This is a genomic window from Paucibacter sp. PLA-PC-4 (assembly GCF_026241155.1).
Taxonomy (GTDB): Bacteria; Pseudomonadota; Gammaproteobacteria; order Burkholderiales; family Burkholderiaceae_C; genus Roseateles_E.
The window spans coordinates 414,295-437,523 of sequence record NZ_JAPFGP010000002.1 but is presented as its reverse complement, the minus strand read 5'-3'; the positions used below and the strand labels follow the sequence as shown (position 1 = coordinate 437,523).

At 64.5% G+C, this 23,229-nt stretch carries 20 protein-coding genes and 1 tRNA gene; 1 reads left to right on the top strand and 20 read right to left on the bottom strand.

Annotation, left to right across the window (positions count from 1 at the left end):
* The 20 genes from ltrA to OOZ63_RS04885 form a co-directional block, all read right to left on the bottom strand.
* Window positions 1-945: group II intron reverse transcriptase/maturase (ltrA, locus tag OOZ63_RS04980; RefSeq protein WP_266004298.1), on the bottom strand; the 945-nt coding region annotated here is incomplete at its 3' end.
* Window positions 946-1,398: 453 nt separating this feature from the next.
* Window positions 1,399-1,475: transfer RNA gene (locus OOZ63_RS04975), tRNA-Pro, on the bottom strand.
* Between the two features lie 31 nt (window positions 1,476-1,506).
* Window positions 1,507-1,938, bottom strand: a complete 432-nt coding sequence (locus OOZ63_RS04970) for a MerR family transcriptional regulator (RefSeq protein ID WP_266004272.1) — start codon at window positions 1,936-1,938, stop codon at window positions 1,507-1,509.
* 34 nt (window positions 1,939-1,972) lie between these two features.
* On the bottom strand, window positions 1,973-2,344 hold the full coding sequence (locus OOZ63_RS04965) for an integration host factor subunit alpha (protein ID WP_266004270.1): 372 nt from the start codon (window positions 2,342-2,344) through the stop codon (window positions 1,973-1,975).
* A 26-nt stretch (window positions 2,345-2,370) separates the two neighbouring features.
* Entirely contained in the window at window positions 2,371-4,806 is a 2,436-nt protein-coding gene (gene pheT / locus OOZ63_RS04960; RefSeq protein WP_266004269.1) for a phenylalanine--tRNA ligase subunit beta, read from the bottom strand.
* 34 nt (window positions 4,807-4,840) lie between these two features.
* Window positions 4,841-5,878: a phenylalanine--tRNA ligase subunit alpha gene (gene pheS / locus OOZ63_RS04955; RefSeq protein ID WP_266004268.1), complete on the bottom strand. Its 1,038-nt coding sequence runs from the start codon at window positions 5,876-5,878 to the stop codon at window positions 4,841-4,843.
* Window positions 5,879-5,996: 118 nt separating this feature from the next.
* Window positions 5,997-6,353, bottom strand: a complete 357-nt coding sequence (rplT, locus tag OOZ63_RS04950) for a 50S ribosomal protein L20 (RefSeq protein WP_102766472.1) — start codon at window positions 6,351-6,353, stop codon at window positions 5,997-5,999.
* A 29-nt stretch (window positions 6,354-6,382) separates the two neighbouring features.
* Window positions 6,383-6,586, bottom strand: coding sequence for a 50S ribosomal protein L35 (gene rpmI / locus OOZ63_RS04945; protein ID WP_137943977.1), 204 nt, complete (start codon window positions 6,584-6,586; stop codon window positions 6,383-6,385).
* Window positions 6,587-6,707: 121 nt separating this feature from the next.
* Window positions 6,708-7,253, bottom strand: coding sequence for a translation initiation factor IF-3 (gene infC, locus OOZ63_RS04940; protein WP_266004296.1), 546 nt, complete (start codon window positions 7,251-7,253; stop codon window positions 6,708-6,710).
* A gap of 66 nt (window positions 7,254-7,319) precedes the next feature.
* Window positions 7,320-9,239, bottom strand: coding sequence for a threonine--tRNA ligase (gene thrS, locus OOZ63_RS04935; RefSeq protein WP_266004266.1), 1,920 nt, complete (start codon window positions 9,237-9,239; stop codon window positions 7,320-7,322).
* A 209-nt stretch (window positions 9,240-9,448) separates the two neighbouring features.
* Window positions 9,449-9,913: a glycine zipper 2TM domain-containing protein gene (locus OOZ63_RS04930; RefSeq protein WP_266004265.1), complete on the bottom strand. Its 465-nt coding sequence runs from the start codon at window positions 9,911-9,913 to the stop codon at window positions 9,449-9,451.
* Window positions 9,914-9,985: 72 nt separating this feature from the next.
* Complete coding sequence (locus tag OOZ63_RS04925) at window positions 9,986-11,056, bottom strand: patatin-like phospholipase family protein (RefSeq protein ID WP_266004264.1); 1,071 nt, start codon at window positions 11,054-11,056, stop codon at window positions 9,986-9,988.
* A gap of 11 nt (window positions 11,057-11,067) precedes the next feature.
* On the bottom strand, window positions 11,068-13,221 hold the full coding sequence (locus OOZ63_RS04920) for a TonB-dependent receptor plug domain-containing protein (RefSeq protein ID WP_266004262.1): 2,154 nt from the start codon (window positions 13,219-13,221) through the stop codon (window positions 11,068-11,070).
* Window positions 13,222-13,406: 185 nt separating this feature from the next.
* Window positions 13,407-15,746 carry a Tex family protein gene (locus OOZ63_RS04915; RefSeq protein WP_266004295.1) on the bottom strand — a complete coding sequence of 780 codons (2,340 nt, stop codon included), beginning with the start codon at window positions 15,744-15,746 and terminating at the stop codon, window positions 13,407-13,409.
* Between the two features lie 178 nt (window positions 15,747-15,924).
* Window positions 15,925-16,575 (bottom strand): PolC-type DNA polymerase III, encoded by a 651-nt coding sequence (locus OOZ63_RS04910; protein ID WP_266004261.1) that lies wholly within the window; start codon window positions 16,573-16,575, stop codon window positions 15,925-15,927.
* Window positions 16,572-18,464 carry a DUF294 nucleotidyltransferase-like domain-containing protein gene (locus OOZ63_RS04905; protein ID WP_266004260.1) on the bottom strand — a complete coding sequence of 631 codons (1,893 nt, stop codon included), beginning with the start codon at window positions 18,462-18,464 and terminating at the stop codon, window positions 16,572-16,574. Before OOZ63_RS04905 ends, OOZ63_RS04910 begins: the two co-directional genes overlap by 4 nt.
* A gap of 77 nt (window positions 18,465-18,541) precedes the next feature.
* Complete coding sequence (locus OOZ63_RS04900) at window positions 18,542-20,668, bottom strand: sodium:solute symporter family protein (RefSeq protein WP_266004259.1); 2,127 nt, start codon at window positions 20,666-20,668, stop codon at window positions 18,542-18,544.
* 1 nt (window position 20,669) lies between these two features.
* Window positions 20,670-20,927, bottom strand: coding sequence for a DUF4212 domain-containing protein (locus OOZ63_RS04895; protein WP_266004258.1), 258 nt, complete (start codon window positions 20,925-20,927; stop codon window positions 20,670-20,672).
* 108 nt (window positions 20,928-21,035) lie between these two features.
* Window positions 21,036-21,626: a tetratricopeptide repeat protein gene (locus tag OOZ63_RS04890; protein WP_266004257.1), complete on the bottom strand. Its 591-nt coding sequence runs from the start codon at window positions 21,624-21,626 to the stop codon at window positions 21,036-21,038.
* A complete protein-coding gene (locus tag OOZ63_RS04885) occupies window positions 21,617-21,913 on the bottom strand; it encodes a hypothetical protein (protein WP_266004256.1) in 297 nt (98 codons plus the stop codon). Before OOZ63_RS04885 ends, OOZ63_RS04890 begins: the two co-directional genes overlap by 10 nt.
* Before the next feature lie 210 nt (window positions 21,914-22,123).
* On the opposite strand from OOZ63_RS04885, the gene prfB reads away from it, so the two are divergent.
* Window positions 22,124-23,228, top strand: a protein-coding gene (prfB, locus tag OOZ63_RS04880; RefSeq protein ID WP_266004254.1) for a peptide chain release factor 2 whose coding sequence is annotated in 2 segments (ribosomal slippage) — window positions 22,124-22,204 and window positions 22,206-23,228 — 1,104 coding nt in all. Because the reading frame shifts where the segments join, the coding sequence is not laid out codon by codon here.
* Window position 23,229: the final 1 nt, after the last annotated feature.

Here is a 23,229-nt window from a genome sequence, read left to right as displayed (position 1 = left end):
GGCGCTGCACACGGCACTTTTGGCTTCATTGATCTGAAGTTTCAGCGTGCCGTAGAGCGTCCTGAGCCAGGCCATCACCCGCTCCCCAGCCCGTCTGCTGCCCACATAGACATTGGCGTCGTCAGCGTAGCGCGCGAAGCAGTAGCCCCGCGCCTCCAGCGCCTTGTCCACCTCGTCGAGCAGCACGTTGGCCAGCAGCGGGCTCAGGGGACCGCCTTGCGGCGTGCCCTGATCTCGCTCCACCTTGACCCCGCCTTCCATGATCCCGGCGTTCAGATACGCACGGATCAGCCGTAGGACGGCTGTGTCCGGGATGCGCTTCTTGAGCCGGTCCATGAGGATGTCGTGGTTGACCCGGTCGAAGAACTTCGCCAAGTCCACGTCCACCACCACGCGCTTGCCGGACTGGACGTACGCCCGCGCAGCTTTCACCGCATCGTGCGCACTCCTCCCCGGTCGGAACCCGTGGCTGTGCTCGCTGAAGGTGGGATCGATCTGCGGTTGCAGCACTTGCAGCAGTGCCTGCTGGATCAGCCGGTCCGTCACCGTCGGGATGCCCAGCTCCCGCTGGCTTCCGTCTGGTTTCGGAATCATCACCCTGCGTACCGGCGAGGGCCGGTACGTCCCCGCCAGCAGCTCCTGGCGGATCCGCGGCCACGTCGTTTGCAGCAAGTGGTGGGTGTGCTCGATGTCAAGCCCGTCCACGCCTGCTGCCCCCTTGTTGGCTTTGACCCGCTTCCAGGCCGCTTGCAGGTTCTCTCTCGTCAGCGCCGCCTCCAGCAGGGTGCCAGCCCCCGCCGTCTGCTTTGCCGACCCTGTGCCCTGGTGTTCAGGGGACGGGTCGCAGGCTTCGTCGCTGACAGGTTCGAGCGCGGCTTCACCGCCCCTTTCTCCCGCCCGCCCGGATGACTCCGGCATCTGACGCATGGCCTTTGACATTCCTATGTCCTCGGTCACTTGCTCTCGTTCGGTCCTTCGCCTCTCGCTGGCAGCCTCGGCGGCCCCGCTACCCAGCTACTACGACCTCTGCTGCCACCTCGCTGCGGCATGGCCGTCGCCCTTTCAGGCATGAGGCGAGGCTTCCTCAGGTAAGAACGCACTCCTTCGCTGCACAGCCGCCGGATTTACACCGCTTTGCCTTGATCACAAGAGCTTCGCGGTTCCTTGCCCGCTCGCCCTGCTCGGCAGTGCCTTCTATCCGGTTCTTGTTCATCGGCTCGCAGCTTCGCTCCACGCTTCCTCCCCACATTCGGTCGCCCTCGTGCAGTTGCGCTTCGCTTCGTTCGCTGTGATCAACTTACGGCGGGACTTGCACCCGCAAGAGTGCGCTCATGCTGAGCGCACAAGGAAAACGGCCTAGCTGCCGAAGCTGCTAAGCCGTTGATTCTCTTATTGTTTTGGTCGGGACGGTGGGATTCGAACTCACGACCCCTTGCACCCCATGCAAGTGCGCTACCAGGCTGCGCTACGCCCCGACTGAGCCTCAGATTATAGGCGGATTTAAAACTAGAACGCAAGCAATGTCTCGCGAATAGATAGCAATTCTTGACGTACCTGTTCGAGCGAGAGTTTTTCGTCGCCGCTGATGTCGAAGGAGGGGGTCGTGTCGAGCTCCTCAGCCTCGAGTCGCTCGGCCTCGGCGGCCTCCTCTCGGAAGGCCTGCAGCGCGTCAAGGCGCAGACCCGGCGCGTCGGCGAGCTGGTTGCGGGCACCCGAGATCGTGAAGCCCTGGTCATAGAGCAGGTCACGGATGCGGCGGATCAGCAGCACCTCATGGTGCTGGTAGTAGCGGCGGTTGCCACGCCGCTTCATGGGCTTGAGTTGCGTGAACTCCTGCTCCCAATAACGCAGCACATAAGGCTTCACGCCACACAAATCGCTGACCTCACCGATGGTGAAATAGCGTTTGGCAGGTATCGAAGGAAGCACTTTTTCCATTCAAATCAAGGGCTTCAGGTCGGGAGGTCAGACTCTACTCGAAGTCATCCTCGCCGGGTGTATCACCTTGCACCAGTCCCTTGAGTTTGTGACTGGCGTGGAAGGTAACGACATTGCGAGCCTTGATCGGGATCGACTCGCCGGTACGCGGATTGCGCCCGGGGCGCGAGGCCTTGCGACGGATATTGAAGTTGCCGAAGCCCGACAGCTTGACGTCACGTCCCTGCACCAGCTGGCCATGGATGATGTCGAAGAAGGCTTCGACCATGTCCTTAGACTCGCGCTTGTTCAGGCCCAGCTTGTCGAACAGCAGTTCGGCGAGCTCGGCCTTGGTCAAAGTCGGCGTTTCCAGGCTGGGCAGCAGCACGCGCGCCGGCCCGGTCTCGTTCTTGTTGTCGTCGCTCATCAAAACCCTCCCCGCCTTTTATTCGCTTAGCCGCGCAAACGCGCGCCCAAATGCTGAGCCAGCGCCGCGAGCACGGCGGCCACGGCCTGCTCGATGCGCTCATCGGTCAGGGTGGACTCGTCGTCCAGCAACTCCAGACGGACGGCCATGCTGCGCTCACCCTCCTTCAGATCGCCGCCGGCCTGGGTCGGCTTGAAGACGTCGAACAGCCGCGCCGAGCGGATCAATCCGTCATGCGCACCGGCAATCGTCGTCATCAGTGCTTCATGCGTGACGCCCTCGCCGACCACGACCGCGATATCGCGCTGCACCGACTGTTGACGCGCAACGCCCTGGCCTTGCGGCAAGCGACGCGCCAGCACGGCGTCAAGCGCCAGCTCGAACACGATGGGGGCGCTGGGCAGCTCATAGCCCTGGCGCCACTTCGGATGCAGCTCGCCGATCACGCCGACGTCCTCGCCATCCAGCTCGACACGCGCACTGCGGCCCGGGTGCAGCGCGGGATGGTCGGCAGCGATAAAGCGCAGCTGGCGGGGCGCGAACAAAGCCTCCAGATCGCCCTTCACATCGAAGAAATCGACGCTGCGGTCGCGCTGGCTCCATTGCGGCTGATCGGCCGCGCCGAAGGCAAGCCCTCCCACCCGCATCGGCTGTCGAACGCCGGCGATCGTTGTGTCGCTCTCAACCACGGTGGCATCGCGCAGGAACACCCGCCCGATCTCGAACAGGCGCACCCTCGGCGCCTTACGGGTCAGGTTGTAGCGCAGCGCATTGATCAAGCTGCCAATCAGGCTGGAGCGCATCACGGCCAGCGGTGCGGCGATCGGGTTCAGCAACTGGATCGGGCTGTCATTGCCGGCCAGTTCCTGCTCCCAGCGTGCCTCAACGAAACTGAAGTTGATGGTTTCGTAGTAGTCGCGGCCGGCCAAAGCGTGTCGCAGCGCATGAATGGACCGGCGCGATTCCGAGGCCACCTTGCCAACCACAGGCGCCAGCGGTGGCGTGTCGGGCAGATTCGGATAGCCCAGCACGCGTATCACTTCCTCGATCAGGTCTTCCTCGATCTGGATGTCAAAGCGCGAGCTCGGCGGCGTCACGGTCAGCGTGCCCCCATGAGCGTCACTTTCGACGAACTCGAGGCCCAGGCGCTTGAACACGCCGGCGCACTGCGCCTGGGTGAGCGGCATGCCGATCACCTTGGCGGCGCGCGCCACCCGCAGCGTCACCGGCTTGCGCTCAGGCAGCGCGGTGATCTGGTCATCCATCGTCGCGGCCTCACCGCCGCAAATCTCGATGATCAGCTGCGTGATGCGCTCGATGTGCTCGACGGTCTGCGCCGGATCCACACCGCGCTCGAAGCGATGGCCCGCATCGGTCGAGAAGTTGTAGCGCCGCGAACGACCCATCACCGCCTTGGGCCACCAGAACGCTGCCTCGACATAGATGTTCTTCGTGTCGTTAGAGACGGCCGTATGGTCGCCGCCCATGATGCCGGCCAGCGACTCGACGACCTGTCCGTTTGCGCCCTGATTGGCGATCACGCCGACGCTCTCGTCGACTTCGATCGTGTTGCCGTTGAGCAGCTTGAGCTGCTCGCCCTTGCGTCCCCAGCGCACGACCAACTCACCGTCGATCTTGTCGAGGTCGAAGATATGGCTGGGGCGACCCAGCTCGAACATCACATAGTTCGAGATATCGACCAGGGGCGAGACCGAGCGCTGGCCGCAGCGAGCGAGGCGGTCAACCATCCATGCAGGCGTTCGCGCCTGGGTGTTGACGCCACGCACGATGCGACCCGAGAAACGACCGCACAAATCGGAAGCCTCGATGCGTACCGGCAGCTTGTCCTGGTGCTTGACCTCGGCGGGCGTGAACGCCGGCGCCAGCAGCGGCGCGCCGGTCAGCGCGGAGACCTCGCGGGCGATGCCGTAAACGCTCAGTGCATGGGCCAGGTTGGGCGTCAGCTTCAAGGTGAACAGCGTGTCGTCGAGCTTCAGATGATCACGGATGTTCTGGCCGATCGGCGCATCAGCGGCCAGCTCCAGCAGGCCGCCGTGATCCTCGCTGAGCTTGAGTTCGCGGGCCGAGCACAGCATGCCAAAGCTCTCGACGCCGCGCAGCTTGCCGACTTTGATGCCGAAGGGCTTGCCATCTTCGCCCGGGGGCAGTTCCGCGCCCACCATGGCCAGCGGCACCCTGATGCCGGCCCGCGCGTTCGGTGCGCCGCAGACGATCTGCAAGGGCTCTGGGCCGCCGGCATTGACCGCGCAGACACGCAGCTTGTCGGCATTGGGGTGCTGCTCGGCCGTCAGGATCTCGGCAACCACGATACCGTGAAAAGGCGGCGCCACCGGGCGCAACTCTTCGACCTCGAGGCCGCTCATCGTCAGCAGCTCGGCCAGTTCTTGGGTGTTCAGCGCGGGGTTGCAGAATGACCGCAGCCAGGATTCAGGGAATTGCATGATGTTTGATCTCGTCTTGGATGGCGGAGGCTGCTTACTTGAATTGCGACAAGAAGCGCAGATCGCCATCAAAGAACAGGCGCAAATCGTTGACGCCATAACGCAGCATCGCCAGCCGGTCGATGCCTGAGCCGAAGGCAAAGCCGATGTAGCGCTCCGGGTCCAGGCCCATGTTGCGGATCACCTGCGGATGCACCTGGCCCGAGCCCGATACCTCGAGCCAGCGACCCTTCAGCGGGCCGGTGCCGAACATCATGTCGATCTCGGCGCTGGGCTCGGTAAAGGGGAAGTAGCTGGGGCGGAAACGAATCTGCATGTCCGTCGTCTCGAAGAACTGCTGCAGAAAGTTCACATAGACCGACTTCAGGTCCTTGAACGAGATGTTTTCGCCTACCCACAGGCCTTCGACCTGATGGAACATCGGCGAGTGGGTCGCATCGCTGTCGACTCGGTAAGTGCGGCCCGGCGCGATCACTCGGATTTCCGGCATGGGCTGACCCGCATCGATCAAGGCCTTGTGGCGCTTGACATGCTGGACCGCATAGCGGATTTGCATCGGGCTGGTGTGCGTGCGCAAGACATGCCCGCCTTCGACATAGAAGGTGTCGTGCATCGAGCGGGCCGGATGATCGGCCGGCGTGTTCAGCGCAGTGAAGTTGAACCAGTCGTTCTCGATCTCAGGCCCGTCGGCCACGTCGAAACCCATCGATCCGAAGATCGCCTCGATGCGCTCCATCGCCCGCGTGATCGGGTGCAGGCCGCCGGTGCCGCGCTGGCGGCCAGGCAGGCTCACATCCAGGGCCTCGGCTTTCAGCTGGATCTCGAGCTCGGCGTCTGCCAGGGCCTGCCGGCGCTGGCTCAGTGCGGCCTCGATGCCGACCTTGAGAACATTGATCTCGGCCCCGCGGGTCTTCTTCTCGTCGATGGTCAGTGCGGCCAGGCCCTTCATCAGCTCGGTCACGCGACCGGACTTGCCCAGGAATCTGGCCTTGGCGTTCTCCAGGTCGGCGGGCGTGGCTGCGGCGGCAAAGTCTGCCTGCGCGCTCTGTAGCAGTTGATCGAGATCGTTCATCGCGGGGCGAGTTCGTATCAGAAATGAAAAAGGGCCGAACACCTGGGTGTCGGCCCCTAAAGGTCGCGCCCCGGCTTGCGCCAGGGCCACCACGGCCGCATTGCTGCGGCCCCGGCAATTAAGCGAGAGCGGCCTTCACCTTGGCGAAGATCGAAGCGAAACCGGCCGGATCGTTCACGGCCAGGTCGGCCAGAACCTTGCGGTCGATGTCGATCTGGGCCTTCTTCAGGCCGGCCACGAACTTGCTGTAGGTCAGACCCAGGCCACGGCTTGCTGCGTTGATACGAGCAATCCACAGCGCACGGAACACACGCTTCTTGGCGCGACGGTCACGGTAGGCGTATTGACCTGCCTTCATCACCGCCTGTTTGGCGATGCGGAAGACATTCTTACGGCGACCACGGAAGCCCTTGGCCAGAGCCAGGACCTTCTTGTGACGGGCACGAGCGGTAACACCACGTTTAACGCGAGGCATATTAAATCTCCTTTAGTTAAATGGTGGAATTACAGACCAGCAAAGGGCAGCATCTGAGCGATGTGACCCATGTTGGTTTCGTGCACGGTCGTCGTGCCACGCAGGTGGCGCTTGTTCTTCGTGGTCTTCTTGGTCAGGATGTGGCGCTTGAACGCTTGACCGCGCTTGACGGTGCCACCCGGACGAACGCGAAAACGCTTTTTCGCGCTGCTCTTGGTCTTCATTTTGGGCATGTTATTGCTCCTTTTAAGATGTCCCAGGGGCGTCAGCGATTCCTCGCTGCACTTGTTCAGCCTCTGGAGACTAATAAGCCCGCCGACGACCAGATCGGCGGGCTGAAACTGCTCAAGCGCGTTAGCGCTTCTTCGGTGCAAGCACCATGATCATCTGCCGGCCTTCCAGCTTGGGCATGTTCTCCACCACGGCCACATCCGACAGCTCGTCGCGAATACGCTCCAGCAGCCGCATGCCGATGTCCTGGTGCGTGATCTCGCGACCACGGTAGCGCAGGGTCACCTTGCCTTTGTCACCGTCTTCGGCGATGAAGCGGCGCAGATTGCGCATCTTGATCTGGTAGTCGCCTTCGTCCGTACCCGGGCGGAACTTGACTTCCTTGATCTCGATGACCTTTTGCTTGGACTTCGCCTCGGCCGCCCGTTTCTGCTCGATGTACTTGAACTTGCCGTAGTCCATCAGGCGGCACACCGGAGGTGTCGCCGTCGCGGAAATTTCGACCAAGTCCACATCCAGCTCGCCCGCCATGCGCAGGGCTTCCATGATGCTCACGATACCCAGGGGCTCGTTCTCGGGGCCGTTCAGGCGGACTTCGGGAGCCAGGATTTCACGGTTCAGCCGATGCTTACGCTCGGGAATCGCACGACGATCAGCAAAAGTAGCGATGGTGCATACCTTTCAACAGGCCTCCAAGGCATAGAGGCCCAAACACAAGCAAAAGCGCGCCCAGAGCTAGACCTTCTGCGTGATATCACCCGAGAGCTTCTCCAGGAAGCTCTCCAGGGGCATCACACCCAGGTCTTGATTGCCACGGGCGCGCACCGCAACGGCTCCATTTGCCTTTTCCTTGTCGCCTACGACGAGGATGAACGGAACCTTCTGCAAAGAATGCTCGCGGATTTTATACGTGATTTTCTCGTTTCGCAAATCCGCCTTGACCCTAACTCCTTGTTTTTGCAGTGATTTCACGATTTCGGTGACGTAATCAGCCTGCGCATCGGTGATATTGGCCACCACCACCTGCTCCGGCGCCAGCCAGGCGGGCAACGCGCCGGCATGCTGCTCGATCAAGATGCCGATGAAGCGCTCCAGGCTGCCGACGATGGCCCGGTGCAGCATGACCGGCTCGCGACGCTCGCCGTGCTCGTCCACGTATTCGGCGCCCAGGCGGCCCGGCATCGAGAAGTCGACCTGCATCGTGCCGCACTGCCACTGACGGCCCAGCGCGTCCTTGAGTGTGTACTCGATCTTCGGGCCGTAGAAGGCGCCGTCGCCGGGTGCGATGACGAACTCGACGCCGGAAGCGCGCAGCGATTCCATTAGCGCGAACTCGGCCTTGTCCCAAACCTCGTCCGAGCCGATGCGGGCCTCGGGCCGCGTTGCGACCTTGTAGATGATGTCGGTAAAGCCGAAGTCCTTGTAGACCTTTTGCAGCAGCACCGTGTAGTTGACGCACTCCTGCAGGATCTGGTCTTCGGTGCAGAAGATGTGACCGTCATCCTGCGTGAAGCCGCGCACGCGCATGATGCCGTGCAGACCACCGGTGGGCTCATTGCGGTGGCACTGGCCGAACTCGCCGAAGCGCAGCGGAAGGTCGCGGTAGCTCTTGATGCCGTGCTTGAAGATCAGGATGTGGCCGGGACAGTTCATCGGCTTGAGCGCGTAGTCGCGCTTCTCCGACTCGGTCGTGAACATATTGTCGCGGTACTTGTCCCAGTGGCCCGTGGCCTCCCACAGCGTCTTGTCCAGCAGCTGCGGGCCCTTGACCTCCTGGTAGCCGTTGTCGCGATAGACGCGGCGCATGTACTGCTCCACCTCCTGCCACACCGTCCAGCCCTTGGGATGCCAGAACACGACGCCCGGCGCATGCTCATCGATGTGGAACAAGTCGAGTTCCTTGCCGAGCTTGCGGTGGTCGCGCTTCTCGGCCTCCTCAAGCATCACCAAGTACTTCTGCAGATCATCCTTGCTGGCCCAGGCCGTGCCGTAGATTCGCTGCAGCATCTCGTTGCGATGATCGCCGCGCCAGTAGGCGCCGGCCACCTTCATCAGCTTGAAGTGCTTGAGCTTGCCGGTCGACGGCACATGAGGGCCGCGGCACAGATCCTCGAACGCGCCTTCGCGGTACAGCGACACATCCTCGCCGGCCGGGATGCTGGAGATGATCTCGGCCTTGTAGTCCTCGCCGATGCCCTTGAAATAGGCCACGGCCTCGTCACGCGGCAGTACGCGGCGCTGGACCTTTTCGTCCTTCTTGGCCAACTCACTCATCTTGGCCTCGATGGCCACCAGATCCTCAGGCGTGAACGGACGTTTGTACGAGAAATCGTAGAAGAAGCCGTTCTCGATCACCGGGCCTATCGTGACCTGAGCCTCGGGGAACAGCTCCTTGACGGCATAGGCCAGCAGGTGGGCGGTCGAGTGGCGGATGACCTCCAGGCCGTCGGCATCCTTGTCCGTGATGATGGCCAACTGTTCGTCGGCCTCGATCAGATAGCTGGTGTCGACGACGCGGGCAGCCTCACCGGCGCCGACGCGGCCGGCCAGCGCGGCCTTGGCCAAGCCGGCACCGATGGAGGCGGCCACCTCAGCCACCGTGACGGCCTGCGGGAACTCACGCTTGGAACCGTCGGGCAATTGAATCGAAATCATCGTGGAAACTCCGTAAATCCTGGGGTCTTGGGCGACCCGAAAACGAAAAAGCGCGGCCGGATGCCGCGCTTTTGAGAGGTGCTAAGAAAAGACGTGACGAGCCGCGGCCGACTAAACCTGTGAAGATGGGGTCGTAGTTCGCGGTGTCATAACCATCGTGCCTTTCTCGCCCTTGTTGTTTGGAGATGGCGGAATTGTAGGCGATGAATTCAGAAGCGTTGCAGCCGGCCGTTGTCAATCCGCACCCGATCGCCCACACGCAGACCATCCAAGTGCTCCAGATCGAATTGCTGCTCCCCGCGCCGCTCCAGGCGCACAGTGACGCGGTGAATACGCCGCTCACCCTGGTTCTGCCGCTCGATCTCATGGCCCAGCATGGCCCCGCCCACCGCCCCGATCGCCGTGGCAGCCGCCCGTCCATTGCCCTTGCCCATCTGGTTGCCGATCAGCCCACCGATCAAGCCGCCCGCCAGCGCTCCTGCGCCGCTGCCCTCGCCGCGCGCCTGCATCGGCTCGATGCTCTGCACGCGCCCGTAGCGCGCCTCGGCAAAGCCACTGTCATACCCGCGGTCCTCATGGCGATCTCTCGCATGCCCTCGCTGGTGGGCGCAGCCGCTGAGGCCCAGCGTGAAGATCAAGGCGATGACGATGGCTGCGCGCGGCGTGGACAACATGACAGGCTCCAGAAATCGGGATGCGTGTTCAACGCGGCACCACGCCCCGGGTTGTCCCGGCCTTACCTTTGATTACAAGGCCAGCGCGTCGATCGAGCCCCGCTCGCAGGCTGCCGCGAAGTCGTCGCGCAGGCGCTGGCTCTCCGAGACGGCCCGCATCCAGACCTTGGCGCGGCCGAGCACATCGTCGCCGTAATGTTTGAAGTCATCGCGGTCGGGCAGCTTGGCGCGCGGCAGGCCTGCCACCCAGGCCGGGTTCGGCGCAAGCAACACGACATTGTCGAGAAAGGCGCTGGCGCCATGTCGGCGCTTGAGCCCCTTGTCCAACCAGCCCGGCACCACCTGTCGCTGGAAATGCGGATACAGCACCAGGCCATCGCCGACCATGGCCGCGTAGTTCAGATGCAGGTGGTAGTCGGTGATCCCGCCATCCCAGTACGCGCCGGGCGGGCCACCGGGGATGTCCTGCACCGCCTGCAGCCAAAACGGAATCGAGCAGCTGGCGAGGATGGCCTGCAGCAGATTGCGCTCGTCGAGCGCCGCCTGATGGCTGCGAAAATCATGCAGCGGCATTGGCAACGGCGCACGCGGGTCCGAAAACACCACCCGGTCCAGCCAACCGCCCATCGCGCGGCGCGCCAGCAAGTTCGCCGCAAACGCGCCGGCATAGCCCAGCGGAGTGCGCAGCCGGCCTTCACGGCCCAGGATGTGGCGGCCGCGCGAGGTGAAAACATGCAGGCGGTAGCGTGGATGGCTCAAGACCTGACCCTCGCGGCCACCAAAGCAATCCTTGAGCGTCGCGGCAAAACCGCGGCTGACGCTGGCGGCACTGGGTCGTCGGCCCGGCAGGCTGTCGTAGCGCTGCTGCACATAGGCCTCGGTCAGGCGCTCAAACTCGGTCTGCGGTTCCCCGAGGCAGGCTGTGGCCATGCGCCAGGCGCCGATCGAAGCGCCCAGCAGATGCAACTCTTGAGCACTCTGACCCAACCAGGGACCGAAGATGTACTGGTCCAGCGGCCCGAGGATCAACCCCTTGGGGCCGCCGGCGGCGGCCGGGATCACCTGCACATCGCCGGGCCGCAGACCTCGCTCGCGCAGGCGCTGGCGCGCGCGCGGGCCGGCGTAGATCTGCAGCGCCTGCATCGCGCCTGTCCTCAGAGCTTGAGTTCCAGCGCCGCGCCGAACCACGTCCGGGTACTGCGCTCGGTGCTGCTGCCGTAACCGGTGCCGGCCAGCGTCGTGGTCGAGCGGGTGTCAAAGGGCGCGAGATTGTTGGCCGATAGGCGCAGCGAGGCCGTGCGGCTGAAGCTCCATTGCGCAAAGACATCCAGCGAGCGGGTGCGCGACTGCTCCAGGCTCTGCGACACCGTCTGCTGCGTCGTATAGCCCGGCGTGTAAACCAGGCTGACCCCAGTCAGCAGCGGAAGGCTGCTGAGCCGGTAGTCAACACCGAAATTACCCGACCAGGGCTGCTGGCTGTCCAAACGGTTATTGGGTCCCTGGACGGCCTCCACATCGGACTTGTAGAAGCTCAGCGCGGCACGCAGATTGAGCGCCAGCCTGGGCTCGAACAGCGCGGGCATCAGCTCACCGGCTCGGCCCTTGAGCTCCAGTTCCAAGCCACTGGTCTTGGCCTTGGAGAAGTTGACCGGGCGCGAGACCCAGCGCGGCAGCGAGGACCAGCTGACGTTCTCCAATGTTGAGACATTGCGGATCAGATTGTTGACCCGGCGGTGGAACACGCCAACGCTGACCAGGCCTCCACCTTCGAGATACTTCTCGAAGGCCAGATCCAGGCCCGTGGCCAGCTCGGGTTTGAGCAAGGGGTTGCCGATGCGGTCCGGATACTGCTCTTCGTTGCGCTGAGGCTGCCCGGCAGCATCAACCAGCGCAAACAGCCCGTTGATGGTCGGCCGCGCCAACAGCGCATTCAGATCCGGCGCCTTGTAGCTGCGCGTCACGCTGGCGCGTATCAGATCGCGGCCCTTGGGGTCGAGCTTGTAGTTCAGATGCCATAGCGGTGTTGTCACGCGGCTGGTGTTGCGCGAGGCCACTTCGCTGCCGCGGCTCACGGTGGCGATGCGTTCGGTGCGCAGACCCAGATAGGTGGACCACTGCGGCGACAGCTCCCATTCGTCCTGCACGAAGAAGGCCTGGCGCTCGATGCGCGCATTGAATGGCAGCCCTTCAATCTCGGCCAGCTGCGGCTTGCCGTTCTCGGTGACACTGCGCTGCTCGTCGCGCTTGCGCCACTCAAGATCCCAGCCCACCGTCAGGCTGTGTTCCTCGCCCAGCAGCCGGGCGTACTTGCCGGACTGCGTGAAGCTGCGATCATGGTTATCGCCTTGCGAGAAGCGCCAGATCGCGTCATTGCGGAAGCTGCGGTTGGTGAAGCGGTTCTGCGCGTCCTGAACACCGGCCTTCAACTCGATGCGCTGCGAGTCGGCAAAGCGGTTCACCCAGTTGGCGTTACCACGCAGCACCTGCCAGGTGCCGTTGTTGTGGCTGTCATCGTCCAGGCTGGGTGAACCCAGCAGGACCTCGTCGTCGAAGCGATTGCGGTTGTTCCAGTAGCCACGCTGGGCGAAGCCTTGCAGGCTCAGGGTCTGCTCGTCGCTGAGCTTCCAGGTCAGGCGCGGTGCAGTGTTGAAGCCATGACCCCAGAAGGCCTGCTGCTGGCGCTGGATAGCACGCGAGGGCATGCGATCCTCGTCGATGCCGGGCGCAAAGCGCTCAATGACGAACTCATTGCGACCGCGCCACTCAAACGCCGAGACCGGCACGGCCAGCGACACCGGGCCGATGCGCTCGCCGAAGGTGAAGGTGGCCGAGGGCACCGGGCGCTGCACGCTATAGCCAAGGGCCATGCGCAGATCGCGCTGCGAGACGCGCGGCGCCTCCTTGAGGATGATATTAATTGCGCCGGCCACCGCCTGGGCACTCTGGTCAGCGCTCGGGCCCTTGGTCACTTCGATGCGCTCGACCTGGGCCGGGTTGAGCTGGTCCAGCGCAAATCCGGGCGGTGCCGGATCGCCGTTGATCAGGATCAGCGTGTAACCGGCACCCAAGCCCCGCATACGCGGCGAGCCATCCTGCATATTGACACCTGGCAGGCGCTTGAGCACGTCGGCCACGTTCTGGTCGCCGTACTTGTCGATCTCCTCGCGACCGTAGATCTGCTTGGCCACCGGAGAACGGCGGCGCAGATCGGTATCGCTTTGCGGGCGCGACTGGATCTCAACCCGGTCCAAGCGGTTGCTTGGTGATGCCGCCGGCTCGGGCGGGCCACCCGGCATGTCTTGTGCCATCAGAGGTTGCGCGCAAAGCGCACAAACGACAACACTGGCGGCGGCGATAGGGTGTCGAGTCAAGAGGGGCTCCAAGATCGGGATCAGCCGCGCACAATAGCCGAAGGGGATGACGCAGGCCACCGCGGCGCGACAAACTGCGAGATTGAGGCAAGCAGCTGCGAGGCCGGCATGCCTTGCTGGGCTCAGCGCTTGGTCTGCAGTTTGGCGAAGGCCGCAGCCATCGCATTGCCGCCGCTGGGCGCTGGGGCCGGTGCGCGACCGGTGGCCGGTCGCTCGTGGCGTGCGGCCGGACGGTAGCTGTTGTCGGCCTTCGCGGCGCCACGCGGGGCCGGCGCGGCGTCGAGCTTCATCGTCAGCGAGATGCGTTTGCGGGCCAGATCGACCTCCAGCACCCTGACCTTGACGATGTCGCCGGTCTTGACGACCTCGCGCGCATCCGTCACGAACTTGTTGGCCAGTTGGCTGACATGGACCAGACCGTCCTGGTGCACGCCCAGATCGATGAAGGCGCCGAACTGCGCAACATTGGATACCGTGCCCTCCAGCACCATGCCCTCGGTGAGGTCCTTGATGTCCTCGACGCCGTCGTTAAAGCGCGCCACCTTGAAGTCAGGACGCGGGTCGCGGCCCGGTTTTTCCAGCTCGGTCAGGATGTCTTTGACCGTGATCGCGCCGAACTTGTCGTCGGCAAAGGCCTCCGGCTTCAGCGCCCGGATCACATCGCTCTTGCCCATGATGTCGCCCACCGGGCGCTGCACCGCCGCCATGATCTTCTGCACGACCGGGTAGGTCTCGGGGTGCACGCCGGTCAGGTCCAGCGGGTTCTCGCCGTCGCGGATGCGCAGGAAACCGGCCGACTGCTCGAAGGTCTTGGGCCCCAGTCCCGTCACGGCCAGCAGTTGCTGGCGATCCTTGAAGGCGCCGTTGGCATCGCGCCAGCGCACGATGGAAGCGGCCACCGCGCCCGACAGTCCAGAGACCCGCGCCAGCAGCGGCGCCGAGGCCGTATTTAGATCCACGCCCACCGAGTTCACGCAGTCCTCGACAACGGCGTCCAGCGTCCTGGCCAGCTCGCTCTGGTTGACGTCGTGCTGGTACTGGCCCACACCGATGCTCTTCGGGTCGATCTTGACCAGCTCGGCCAGCGGGTCCTGCAGGCGGCGCGCGATCGACACGGCCCCGCGCAGCGACACGTCCAGGTCGGGCAGCTCCTTGGAGGCGAACTCGGAGGCCGAGTAGACCGAGGCGCCGGCTTCGCTGACGACCACCTTCTCGATCACGGTGCCCGGTGCCAGTTGCTGAATGCGCTTGATCAGATCGGCCGCCAGCTTGTCGGTTTCTCGGCTGGCAGTGCCGTTGCCGATCGCGATCAGGTTGACGCCGTGCGTGGCCACCAGGCGGCCCAGCGTGTGCAGCGAGCCCTCCCAATCCTTGCGCGGCTCATGCGGGTAGACGGTGTGGGTGTCCAGCACGCGGCCGGTATCCGACACCACCGCCACCTTGACGCCGGTGCGGATGCCCGGATCCAGCCCCATCACAACGCGCTTGCCGGCCGGTGCGGCCAGCAGCAGGTCGCGCAGGTTCTCGGCGAAGACCTTGATCGCCACCTTCTCGGCCTCCTCACGCAGGCGCGAGAACAGATCGCGTTCCAGGCTCATGCTGAGCTTGACCTTCCAGGTCCAGGCCACGGTCTTGCGGATCAGGGTGTCGCCGGCCCGGCCGGCCGGGCTCCAGCCCAGGTGTCGGGCAATGCGGCCCTCGGCCAAGCCAGGTTGGCCGGCGACAGTTTCCTCGTCCAGCACCAGCTTGGCATCAAGGAACTCCTGCGTGCGGCCGCGAAACACCGCCAGCGCCCGGTGCGAAGGCACGGTGCGAATGGGCTCGGCGTAATCGAAATAGTCGCGAAACTTGGAGACGTCCGGGTTGTTCTCGTCCTTGCCGTCCATCAGCTTGGACTTGAACAAGCCCTCGGCCCACAGCCATTCGCGCAGCTTGCCGATCAGCACGGCGTCCTCGGCCCAGCGCTCGCTGAGCAGGTCGCGCACGCCGTCCAACACGGCAAAGGCGTCGGCAAAGCCCAGCTCGGCATTGATGAAGGCCGACGCCTCGGCCTGGGGATCCAGCGTCGGGTCCGCAAACAACTTGTCGGCCAGCGGCTCCAGACCGGCCTCGCGAGCGATCATGCCCTTGGTGCGGCGCTTTTGCTTGTAGGGCAGATAAAGGTCTTCGAGCTCCTGCTTGGTCGGCACGGCCAGGATTGCCGCTTGAAGCTGCGGCGTCAGCTTGCCCTGCTCTTCGATGCTCTTGAGCACGGCGGCGCGGCGGTCCTCCAGCTCGCGCAGATAGCCCAGGCGCGACTCCAGCTCGCGCAGCTGGATGTCGTCCAGGCCGTCGGTGACTTCCTTGCGGTAGCGGGCGATGAAGGGCACGGTGGCGCCGCCATCGAGCAGCTCCACAGCCGCGTTGATCTGGGCCGGGCGAACCTTCAGTTCGGCGGCGATTTGAAGCAGGATCTTGTCCAAAACAGCGAAAGCCAAGGCTAAATCTCGAAGCGCGCGAGTTTGCCACAGGGGTGAGGCCGGGGTCGGCGGGCATCACCCATCACCCATCACCCATCACCCATCACCCATCACCCATCACCCATCACCCATCACCCATCACCTATCACCCGTCGCCCGTCACCCACGCCACGTCCACGGTTCAGGCGGCCAGCCAGCGCCGCTGGTCGGCGATGCGGCGCAGGTCACTGAAGCGGGTCTCGCCCCGCTCGCGCAAAGCCGGCCACAACCGCAGCAGCAGCTCAGCCGTGGCCAGGGTATCGGCGGCGGCCTGATGGCGCTGCGCACAGTGAATGCCGAAATGCGCCATCCACTCGTCCAGCGAGCGCCGCCGCCCCTGGGCATGCAGCACGGCGGCCACTGGCTCCAGGTCCAGCCAGCGGTTGGTCAGGCGGTGGCCCAGCAGCCGACCCATCTCGCGCTGGATCATGCCCTCGTCAAACGCCGCATGAAAGGCCAGCAGCGGCGCCGCGCCGACCCACTGCTCGAAGGTCCGCAACGCCGTCGCCGGCTCGACGCCGCTGCGCTGGGCCGCCAGGCCGATGCCGTGCAGCAGGATATTGGCCTTGTAGTCGGCCGGCACGGGCCGGACCTCATCCTGGCGCAGCAAGATCTCAAAGCTGTCTCCGAGCATGATGCGGGGCTCGGGTCTGAGCTCCACCGCGATGGCCGCGATCGCCAGCAGTCGGTCGCGCGCCAGGTCCAGCCCGGTGGTCTCGACATCGAGCACCACCCAGCGCTGCTGCGCGTCGGCGCCGCCGCGGCCTTTCAGGCGCTGCCACCAGCCGCTCATCGCAAGTAGTCCAGTTCCAAGCGCTGTTGCAAGCGACGCGCCACCTTGTAGCTCTCCTTGAGCACACGGCGATCGATGTCATTGAGTTCGTCCAGGGCGATCCAGTTGGGGTGGGCGGCATCGCCATCCATCTGCACGCGCAGTCTGAGCATCTGAAAGAACTCGAAGGCGCCGATCCAGCCCTCCCGCTCGTTCGCGGGCGCCTGCAGCACCCGGCCCAGAGCCTCGAACCGGGCCCGGGTGCCGGTCTCGGCCACACCATGGGCCAGCGCGTAGAGCCGGGCCACATCGACAAAGAGGGCCGTACCGCTGAGCTTGAGGTCCACGCCCTCTCGGCCGCCGACCTGCTGAGCCTCGACAGCACCCAGCCAATTCAGCGGCGTGCGGTTGCGCAGCGCGTTCTCTGCCATCTGGCGCATGAAGCGCGGCAGGCGCGCCGCATGGTCGCTGACCAGGGCGCGCAGCGGCCGCGCCAGCCCGGGCTCGCCCCAGACCGGCCGGAAGTCGAAGTAGATGCTGGCCTTGAGCAAATCCTCCGGCGCCCCGTGTTCCATCCAGGCACTGAAGGCTTCCAGCCACTCCTGCGGGCTCAGGCAGCAGGCTGGATTGCTGGCCATGACCTGGCCCTTGCACAGCGGATAGCCGCAGGCGTCAAGAGCCTCGTTGGCCGCCCGCGCAAACGCCAGCCAGCGCGGCCGGTCGGCGGTCGGGTCGCTGCTCTCGAAAATCAGGCCGTTGTCCTGGTCGGTTGCAATGGTCTGCTCGCCGCGCCCCTCGGAGCCAAAGGCCAACCAGCAGGCCCGACCCATGTCCAGCCCATGGGCTTGGGCCAGCAGTTGCAGCAGGCGCTGGGTCAGCACATCGTTGAGATGGGAGATCAGCTCGGTCAGCTGCCGCGCGGCCACGCCCTGGCCCAACAGATTGCGGGCGAAGCGCCGGATGTCCTGGGCCACCACGCGCAGCGTGTCCACATCCTGGGCATTGCGAATCGCCGTGCTCACCTGCTTAAGCGACAGACGCTGCATCGCAAACAGATCGCGCTCTGAGACGATGCCTACGACTGCACCACCCTCGTCGAGCACCGGCACATGGCGCAGGCCGTGGCGCGACATCAGCAGCGCCGCGTCCTGGGCCGTGTCATCGCCGCGCAGGCACAGCACCGGCGCGCTCATCACGGCGGCAATCGGCGTGGCCAGGGGCAGCTGCGGCAAGGTGATCCGCGCCAGCACATCGTGGCGGGTCAGGATGCCCAGCGGGGCGCCGGCGCCGTCCAGCACCAGCACCGAGCCGATGTGTTGCTGGTGCATCAGCAGCAGGGCCTGCGCCAGCGGGGTCTCGGGCGCCACGCCGGTGGGCGATTTGCGGGCAAGCTGGGCCAGCGGCGTCTCCATCGACTGCTCGGACAAGGTCTGCGAGGAGTAGGCCACCTGCAACGCACGACGCGATAGCGCCAGAAACTGCGCGACGCGGCGGTTCAGGAAATCGGCAAAAGGCGCGCTCACCCGGGCCAGGCCATGCACTTCGGCCGCCGGCAGCAGCAGGCAGAAGGTGTCGCCCTGCGAGGTGTAGGTGGCGGTGACGGCGCGCGCACCCATCACCGCGCCGACCGGGAAGAACTCGCCCGGTTCGAAATGAAAGCCGCCGGTGGCCTCGGCGATGCCGCGCTGGGCCGTCACCGCCCCCTGGCGCACGAAGAGCAGATGCTCGACCGGCCCATGCTCAGGGGCCAGCAGCACCTCGCCGGGACCGTAATAGGCCTGGCTGGCGGCGGCCAGGAAGCGTTCCACATGGGCGGCCTGCATCTGCGCAAACGGGGCATGCACGCTCAGCTCGCTGCGCAGATGGCCCAGCAGACTGGCGGACGGCGTGACGTGAGGTGGATCGGTCATGGAGTGATCATTCGCAAAAAAAAGCCCCGCAGCAAGCTGCGGGGCCGATTCAGATCAAGGCTTAACCAGAAAAGTCGTCAGGCCTTGCCCAGACGCAAGTCGGGGTAGCGCACATGCTCGACCAGTTCCTGCGTGTCCTTGCTCGGTGCCGGTGTGAGCAGGCTGACGATGATGATCACCGCAAAGCCCAGCGGCACACCGAACAGGCCGGCCGAGATCGGCAGGATTCCCCACCACAGCTCGATCGGCGAGGTCACGCCGAACACGCCGCGCAACCAAGGCTGGGTCGTCACCATGTAGTAGAAGGTGATGCCCAGACCCGAGGCGATGCCCAGCGACGCGCCCCATTTGTTGGCGCGCTTCCAGAACACCCCCAGCACCAGCGCCGGGAAGAAGGCAGCGGCCGCGAACGAGAACGCAGCGGAGACCAAGAACAGGATGTCGGCCGGCTTCTGCGCCGCGACATAAGCCGCAGCCAGCGCCACCACCAGCAGCAGCATCTTGGAGATGGTGACGCGGCGGGCGGTCGAGGCGTTCGGGTCGATCATCTTGTAGTAGACATCGTGGCTCAGCGCGTTGGCGATGGTCAGCAGCAGGCCGTCGGCGGTGGACAGCGCCGCCGCCAGACCGCCGGCCGCCACCATGCCCGAGATCACATAGGGCAGACCGCCGATCTCCGGCGTGGCCAGCACGATGATGTCGCCACCGATCCTCATCTCGCCGAGCTGGAAGATGCCGTCCTTGTTGACATCGGCCACCGCCAACAGGGCCGGGTCGACCCTCGCCCAGTTGTTGATCCAGGCCGGCAACTGATCGAACGGCGTGCCCACCAGCACGGTGAAGACCTCGTACTTGACCAGCACGGCCAGGGCCGGCGCGGTGAAGTACAGCAAGAAGATGAAAAACAGGCTCCAGGTCACCGACTCACGGGCTTCCTTGACCGAAGGCGTGGTGTAGTAGCGCATCAGGATGTGCGGCAGCGCGGCCGTCCCCACCATCAGGCAAAACACCAAGGCCAGGAAGTTGCGACGCGACTCGTCATAAGTCTTCTTCGCCTTCTCGTCGCCGTTCGGATCGCCGGCAAACTGCTGGGCATGGGGCACCATGCCGGCCAGCGGTTTGGCTCTTGCCTCATTGGCCGTCTTGCCGGCCGTCCAGGCCTTCTTGGCATCAGCCTCGTTGGTCGGTACGGCCGCCAGCGCCTTCTCCGCGGCCTCGACCTCGGTCGCCGGAGCATTGGCCGCCTTCAGCGCAGCCAGCTTGCCCTCGGCCGCAGCCTTGTCCGCGGCCAGCGCTGCCGGCACGTCCTTGAGCTTGGCGTCGAACTCCGCAGCACGGGCCTTGAAGATATCGATGACCTCCTGTTCTTTGGGGTCGGACTTGAGCTTCTTCTCAGCCTCGGTCACCTTCTGCAACTGGTAGCCGTAGATGGCTTGCGGCACCGGAACATTGGTCTGCTTGACCGACAGCCACACCACCGGAATCATGTAAGCAATGATCAGGATGATGTACTGGGCCACCTGAGTCCAGGTGACCGCGCGCATGCCGCCCAGGAAGGAGCAGACCAGGATACCGGCCAGACCGACAAAGACCCCGATCTCGAAGGCCAGACCCGAGAGTCGTGCGGTGATCAGGCCCACACCGTAGATCTGCGCCACCACATAAGTGAAGGAGCACAGGATCGCCGCCGCCACACCCAGGATGCGCGGCAGATTGCCTTCATAGCGCGCGCCCAGGAAGTCGGGAATCGTGAACTGGCCGAACTTGCGCAGATAGGGTGCCAGGAACAGCGCCACCAGGCAGTAGCCGCCGGTCCAGCCCATGATGAAGGCCAGGCCGCCGTAGCCGGTCAGATAGAGCGTACCGGCCATGCCGATGAAGGAAGCGGCCGACATCCAGTCGGCGCCGGTGGCCATGCCGTTGTAGACCGCCGGCACCCGCCGCCCGGCCACGTAGTACTCGCTGGCATCCGAGGTGCGGCTCATGAAGCCGATGCCCGCATACAGCAGCACTGTCGCGATCAGAAAGATGAAGCCGATGTACTGACGCGGCAAGCCCATCTGCTCCAGGATCGCCAGCGCGATGATGAAGACGATGAAGCCGCCCGTGTACCAGGTGTAGACCTTGTTGAGCTGCTTCTTAAAAGCAGCGTTGGAATTGGCACTGAAGGTGCCGCCTGCGCTTGAAGGTGTTGAGCCTGCCATGTCATTCGTCCTCGGCAACGCCGTGTTCCTGGTCCAGGCGATTCATGTAGTTCGCGTAGTACCAGATGATCAGGCAGTAGACGATCAGCGCGCCCTGGGATGCGACCCAGAAGCTGAACGGCCAGCCAAAAAAGGTGAAGTCCAGTTCGCGGGCAAAAAAGCCCACGACGAAGGTCACCACGAACCAGATCGCCAGCAGAACCCCGGTGATGCGCAGGTTCTTTCGCCAGTACTGGTGGTGTCTCTCGGATAACTGCATCGCTGTCGTCTCCATCGCGTTGTAAGCAAGGCCGGCCCGCTTGACGGCGGTCCGGGCACCGATGCGTCCCCCTGCGCCAACAGCGCGCAGCCTGCGTGGGAACGCCCGTCAGGCGAGCAGGCCGGTCTCGCGCTCCAGTTGCGCGGCGACCTTGGGCTCGAAACCCTTGAGGTGGGCGATGATGCGCCGTGCCTCGTCGGGCTCCTGACGGTCCACATGCACCCGGGCCAGCTGATACCAGCCGTATGGGCTCATGGGTTGCAGTTCGGTGTTGCGCTTGAGGGCAGCGAGCGCCTCCTCAAAGCGTTGCATGCGTATCAGGCACAGGCCCAGGCCGTACCAGGCCCGGTCCAGCTTCGCGTCCAGCGCCACGGCATGGCGGAAGGCGGCCTCGGCCTCTTCGAGCCGGCTCTCGGCCTCCAGCAGGTAGGCGAGGTTGAACCAGTCGCCGGCGCTGCGCTGCGGCGCCAGCGCCACCAGGGCCTGCAGATCAGCAATCGCCTGCGCGCGCGCGCCGCGCTGCGAGCGCAGATGGGCACGGCTGGCCAGCGCATAACTGTCCTGCGGCCAGCGCCGCAACATCTCGTCAAAGATCTGCTCGGCCTGCTCACGGCGGCCGAACACCAGGGCGGTGATGGCGCGCAGCTTCAGCAGGCGATAGGGCCAGGTCTTGCCGGATTGCTGGGTGTTCACTGACATTGCGCCACTCCGATCTGCAAGCAGAGATTGATCTTGACGAGCGTCACAACCAGCCACAGGCTCAGCACAAGCAGGAATGCGGCCAGCGGGATGTGGCGGTCCAGTACGACGCGCGGGCTGATGGCCCGGGTCAGCTTCACAAAGGGCTGCGTTAGTACCTGCAGCAGGCGGTAGAAGAAGTTGCCATCGCGCTTTTGGCCGGCAAGCAGGCCTAACAGCCATTGACCGGCCATGGCCAGTAAGGCGATCTCGGCAATCAGCTTTAAGGATGATGTCAGCAAAAGCATGGTGGGTCTCGCGGGCGCTGACCGCACTGTGCGGCCGCAGCGCTTACAGATTTCTGACAAATGCGCCCCACCCTGGGGCAGCCCCACTATCGATAACCCTCAAAGCCGTGGCGGCGGCCTCGGCACACAGGGAAATCCCGTCCGGGTCGGCCATGTAAAAATAGCGCGCTTGCGAGCGCTCCCGCGCCGGCAACCCAACCACGGAATACCATGGACATCGAACGCATCAACACCATCGGCGCCAGCCTAGCCGACCTGACAGCGCGTACTGACGCGCTAAGGGGGTATCTTTGACTACGACCGCAAAGCACTGCGGCTGAACGAGGTCAACGCCGCACTGGAGAACCCCAGCGTCTGGAACGAGCCCAAGCGCGCCCAAGAACTCGGTAAGGAAAAGCGCACGCTGGAAAACGTGGTCCAGACCATTGACCACCTGAGCAGCAATCTGGCCGACAACCTCGAGCTCTACGAGATGAGCAAGGCCGAAGACGATTTCGCCGGCCTTGAAGGTATTGAGGCCGACGCGGCGAAGCTGGCCGAAATCGTCGAGCAGCTGGAATTCCGCCGCATGTTCAACAACCCGGCCGATCCGCTGAACTGCTTCATCGACATCCAGGCCGGCGCCGGCGGCACCGAAGCCTGCGACTGGGCTGGCATGCTCTTGCGCCAGTACCTGAAGTACGCCGAGCGCAAGGGTTTCAAGACAACCCTGGAAGACCAGACCGACGGCGATGTGGCCGGCATCAAGAGCGCCACGATCAAAGTCGAGGGCGAGTACGCCTTCGGCCTGCTGCGCACCGAAACCGGCGTGCATCGCCTGGTGCGCAAGAGCCCATTCGACAGCTCGGGCGGCCGCCACACCAGCTTTGCCTCGCTGTTCGTCTACCCGGAGGTCGATGACTCGATCGAGATCGACATCAACCCGGCTGACGTGCGCACTGACACCTTCCGCGCCTCCGGCGCCGGCGGCCAGCACATCAACAAGACCGACTCGGCGGTGCGCCTGACCCACATCCCGACGGGCATCGTCGTGCAGTGTCAGGACGGTCGCAGCCAGCACAGCAACCGCGATGTCGCCTGGAAGCGACTGCGCTCGCGCCTGTACGACCATGAGATGCGCAAGCGCATGGAAGAGCAGCAAAAGCTCGAGGACACCAAGACCGACGTGGGCTGGGGTCACCAGATCCGCAGCTATGTGCTGGACCAGAGCCGCATCAAGGATCTGCGCACCAACTACGAGACCTCGGCCACACAGAAAGTTCTGGACGGCGATCTCGATCAGTTCATCACCGAGAGCCTGAAGCAAGGCGTCTGAG

Coding starts and splice junctions, on each gene's coding strand:
- OOZ63_RS04970 (WP_266004272.1), bottom strand. CDS start 1,938: ATGGAAAAAGTGCTTCCTTCGATACCTGCCAAACGCTATTTCACCATC.
- OOZ63_RS04965 (WP_266004270.1), bottom strand. CDS start 2,344: ATGAGCGACGACAACAAGAACGAGACCGGGCCGGCGCGCGTGCTGCTG.
- pheT (WP_266004269.1), bottom strand. CDS start 4,806: ATGCAATTCCCTGAATCCTGGCTGCGGTCATTCTGCAACCCCGCGCTG.
- pheS (WP_266004268.1), bottom strand. CDS start 5,878: ATGAACGATCTCGATCAACTGCTACAGAGCGCGCAGGCAGACTTTGCC.
- rplT (WP_102766472.1), bottom strand. CDS start 6,353: ATGCCTCGCGTTAAACGTGGTGTTACCGCTCGTGCCCGTCACAAGAAG.
- rpmI (WP_137943977.1), bottom strand. CDS start 6,586: ATGCCCAAAATGAAGACCAAGAGCAGCGCGAAAAAGCGTTTTCGCGTT.
- thrS (WP_266004266.1), bottom strand. CDS start 9,239: ATGATTTCGATTCAATTGCCCGACGGTTCCAAGCGTGAGTTCCCGCAG.
- OOZ63_RS04930 (WP_266004265.1), bottom strand. CDS start 9,913: ATGTTGTCCACGCCGCGCGCAGCCATCGTCATCGCCTTGATCTTCACG.
- OOZ63_RS04925 (WP_266004264.1), bottom strand. CDS start 11,056: ATGCAGGCGCTGCAGATCTACGCCGGCCCGCGCGCGCGCCAGCGCCTG.
- OOZ63_RS04920 (WP_266004262.1), bottom strand. CDS start 13,221: ATGGCACAAGACATGCCGGGTGGCCCGCCCGAGCCGGCGGCATCACCA.
- OOZ63_RS04910 (WP_266004261.1), bottom strand. CDS start 16,575: ATGAGCGGCTGGTGGCAGCGCCTGAAAGGCCGCGGCGGCGCCGACGCG.
- OOZ63_RS04905 (WP_266004260.1), bottom strand. CDS start 18,464: ATGACCGATCCACCTCACGTCACGCCGTCCGCCAGTCTGCTGGGCCAT.
- OOZ63_RS04900 (WP_266004259.1), bottom strand. CDS start 20,668: ATGGCAGGCTCAACACCTTCAAGCGCAGGCGGCACCTTCAGTGCCAAT.
- OOZ63_RS04895 (WP_266004258.1), bottom strand. CDS start 20,927: ATGCAGTTATCCGAGAGACACCACCAGTACTGGCGAAAGAACCTGCGC.
- OOZ63_RS04890 (WP_266004257.1), bottom strand. CDS start 21,626: ATGTCAGTGAACACCCAGCAATCCGGCAAGACCTGGCCCTATCGCCTG.
- OOZ63_RS04885 (WP_266004256.1), bottom strand. CDS start 21,913: ATGCTTTTGCTGACATCATCCTTAAAGCTGATTGCCGAGATCGCCTTA.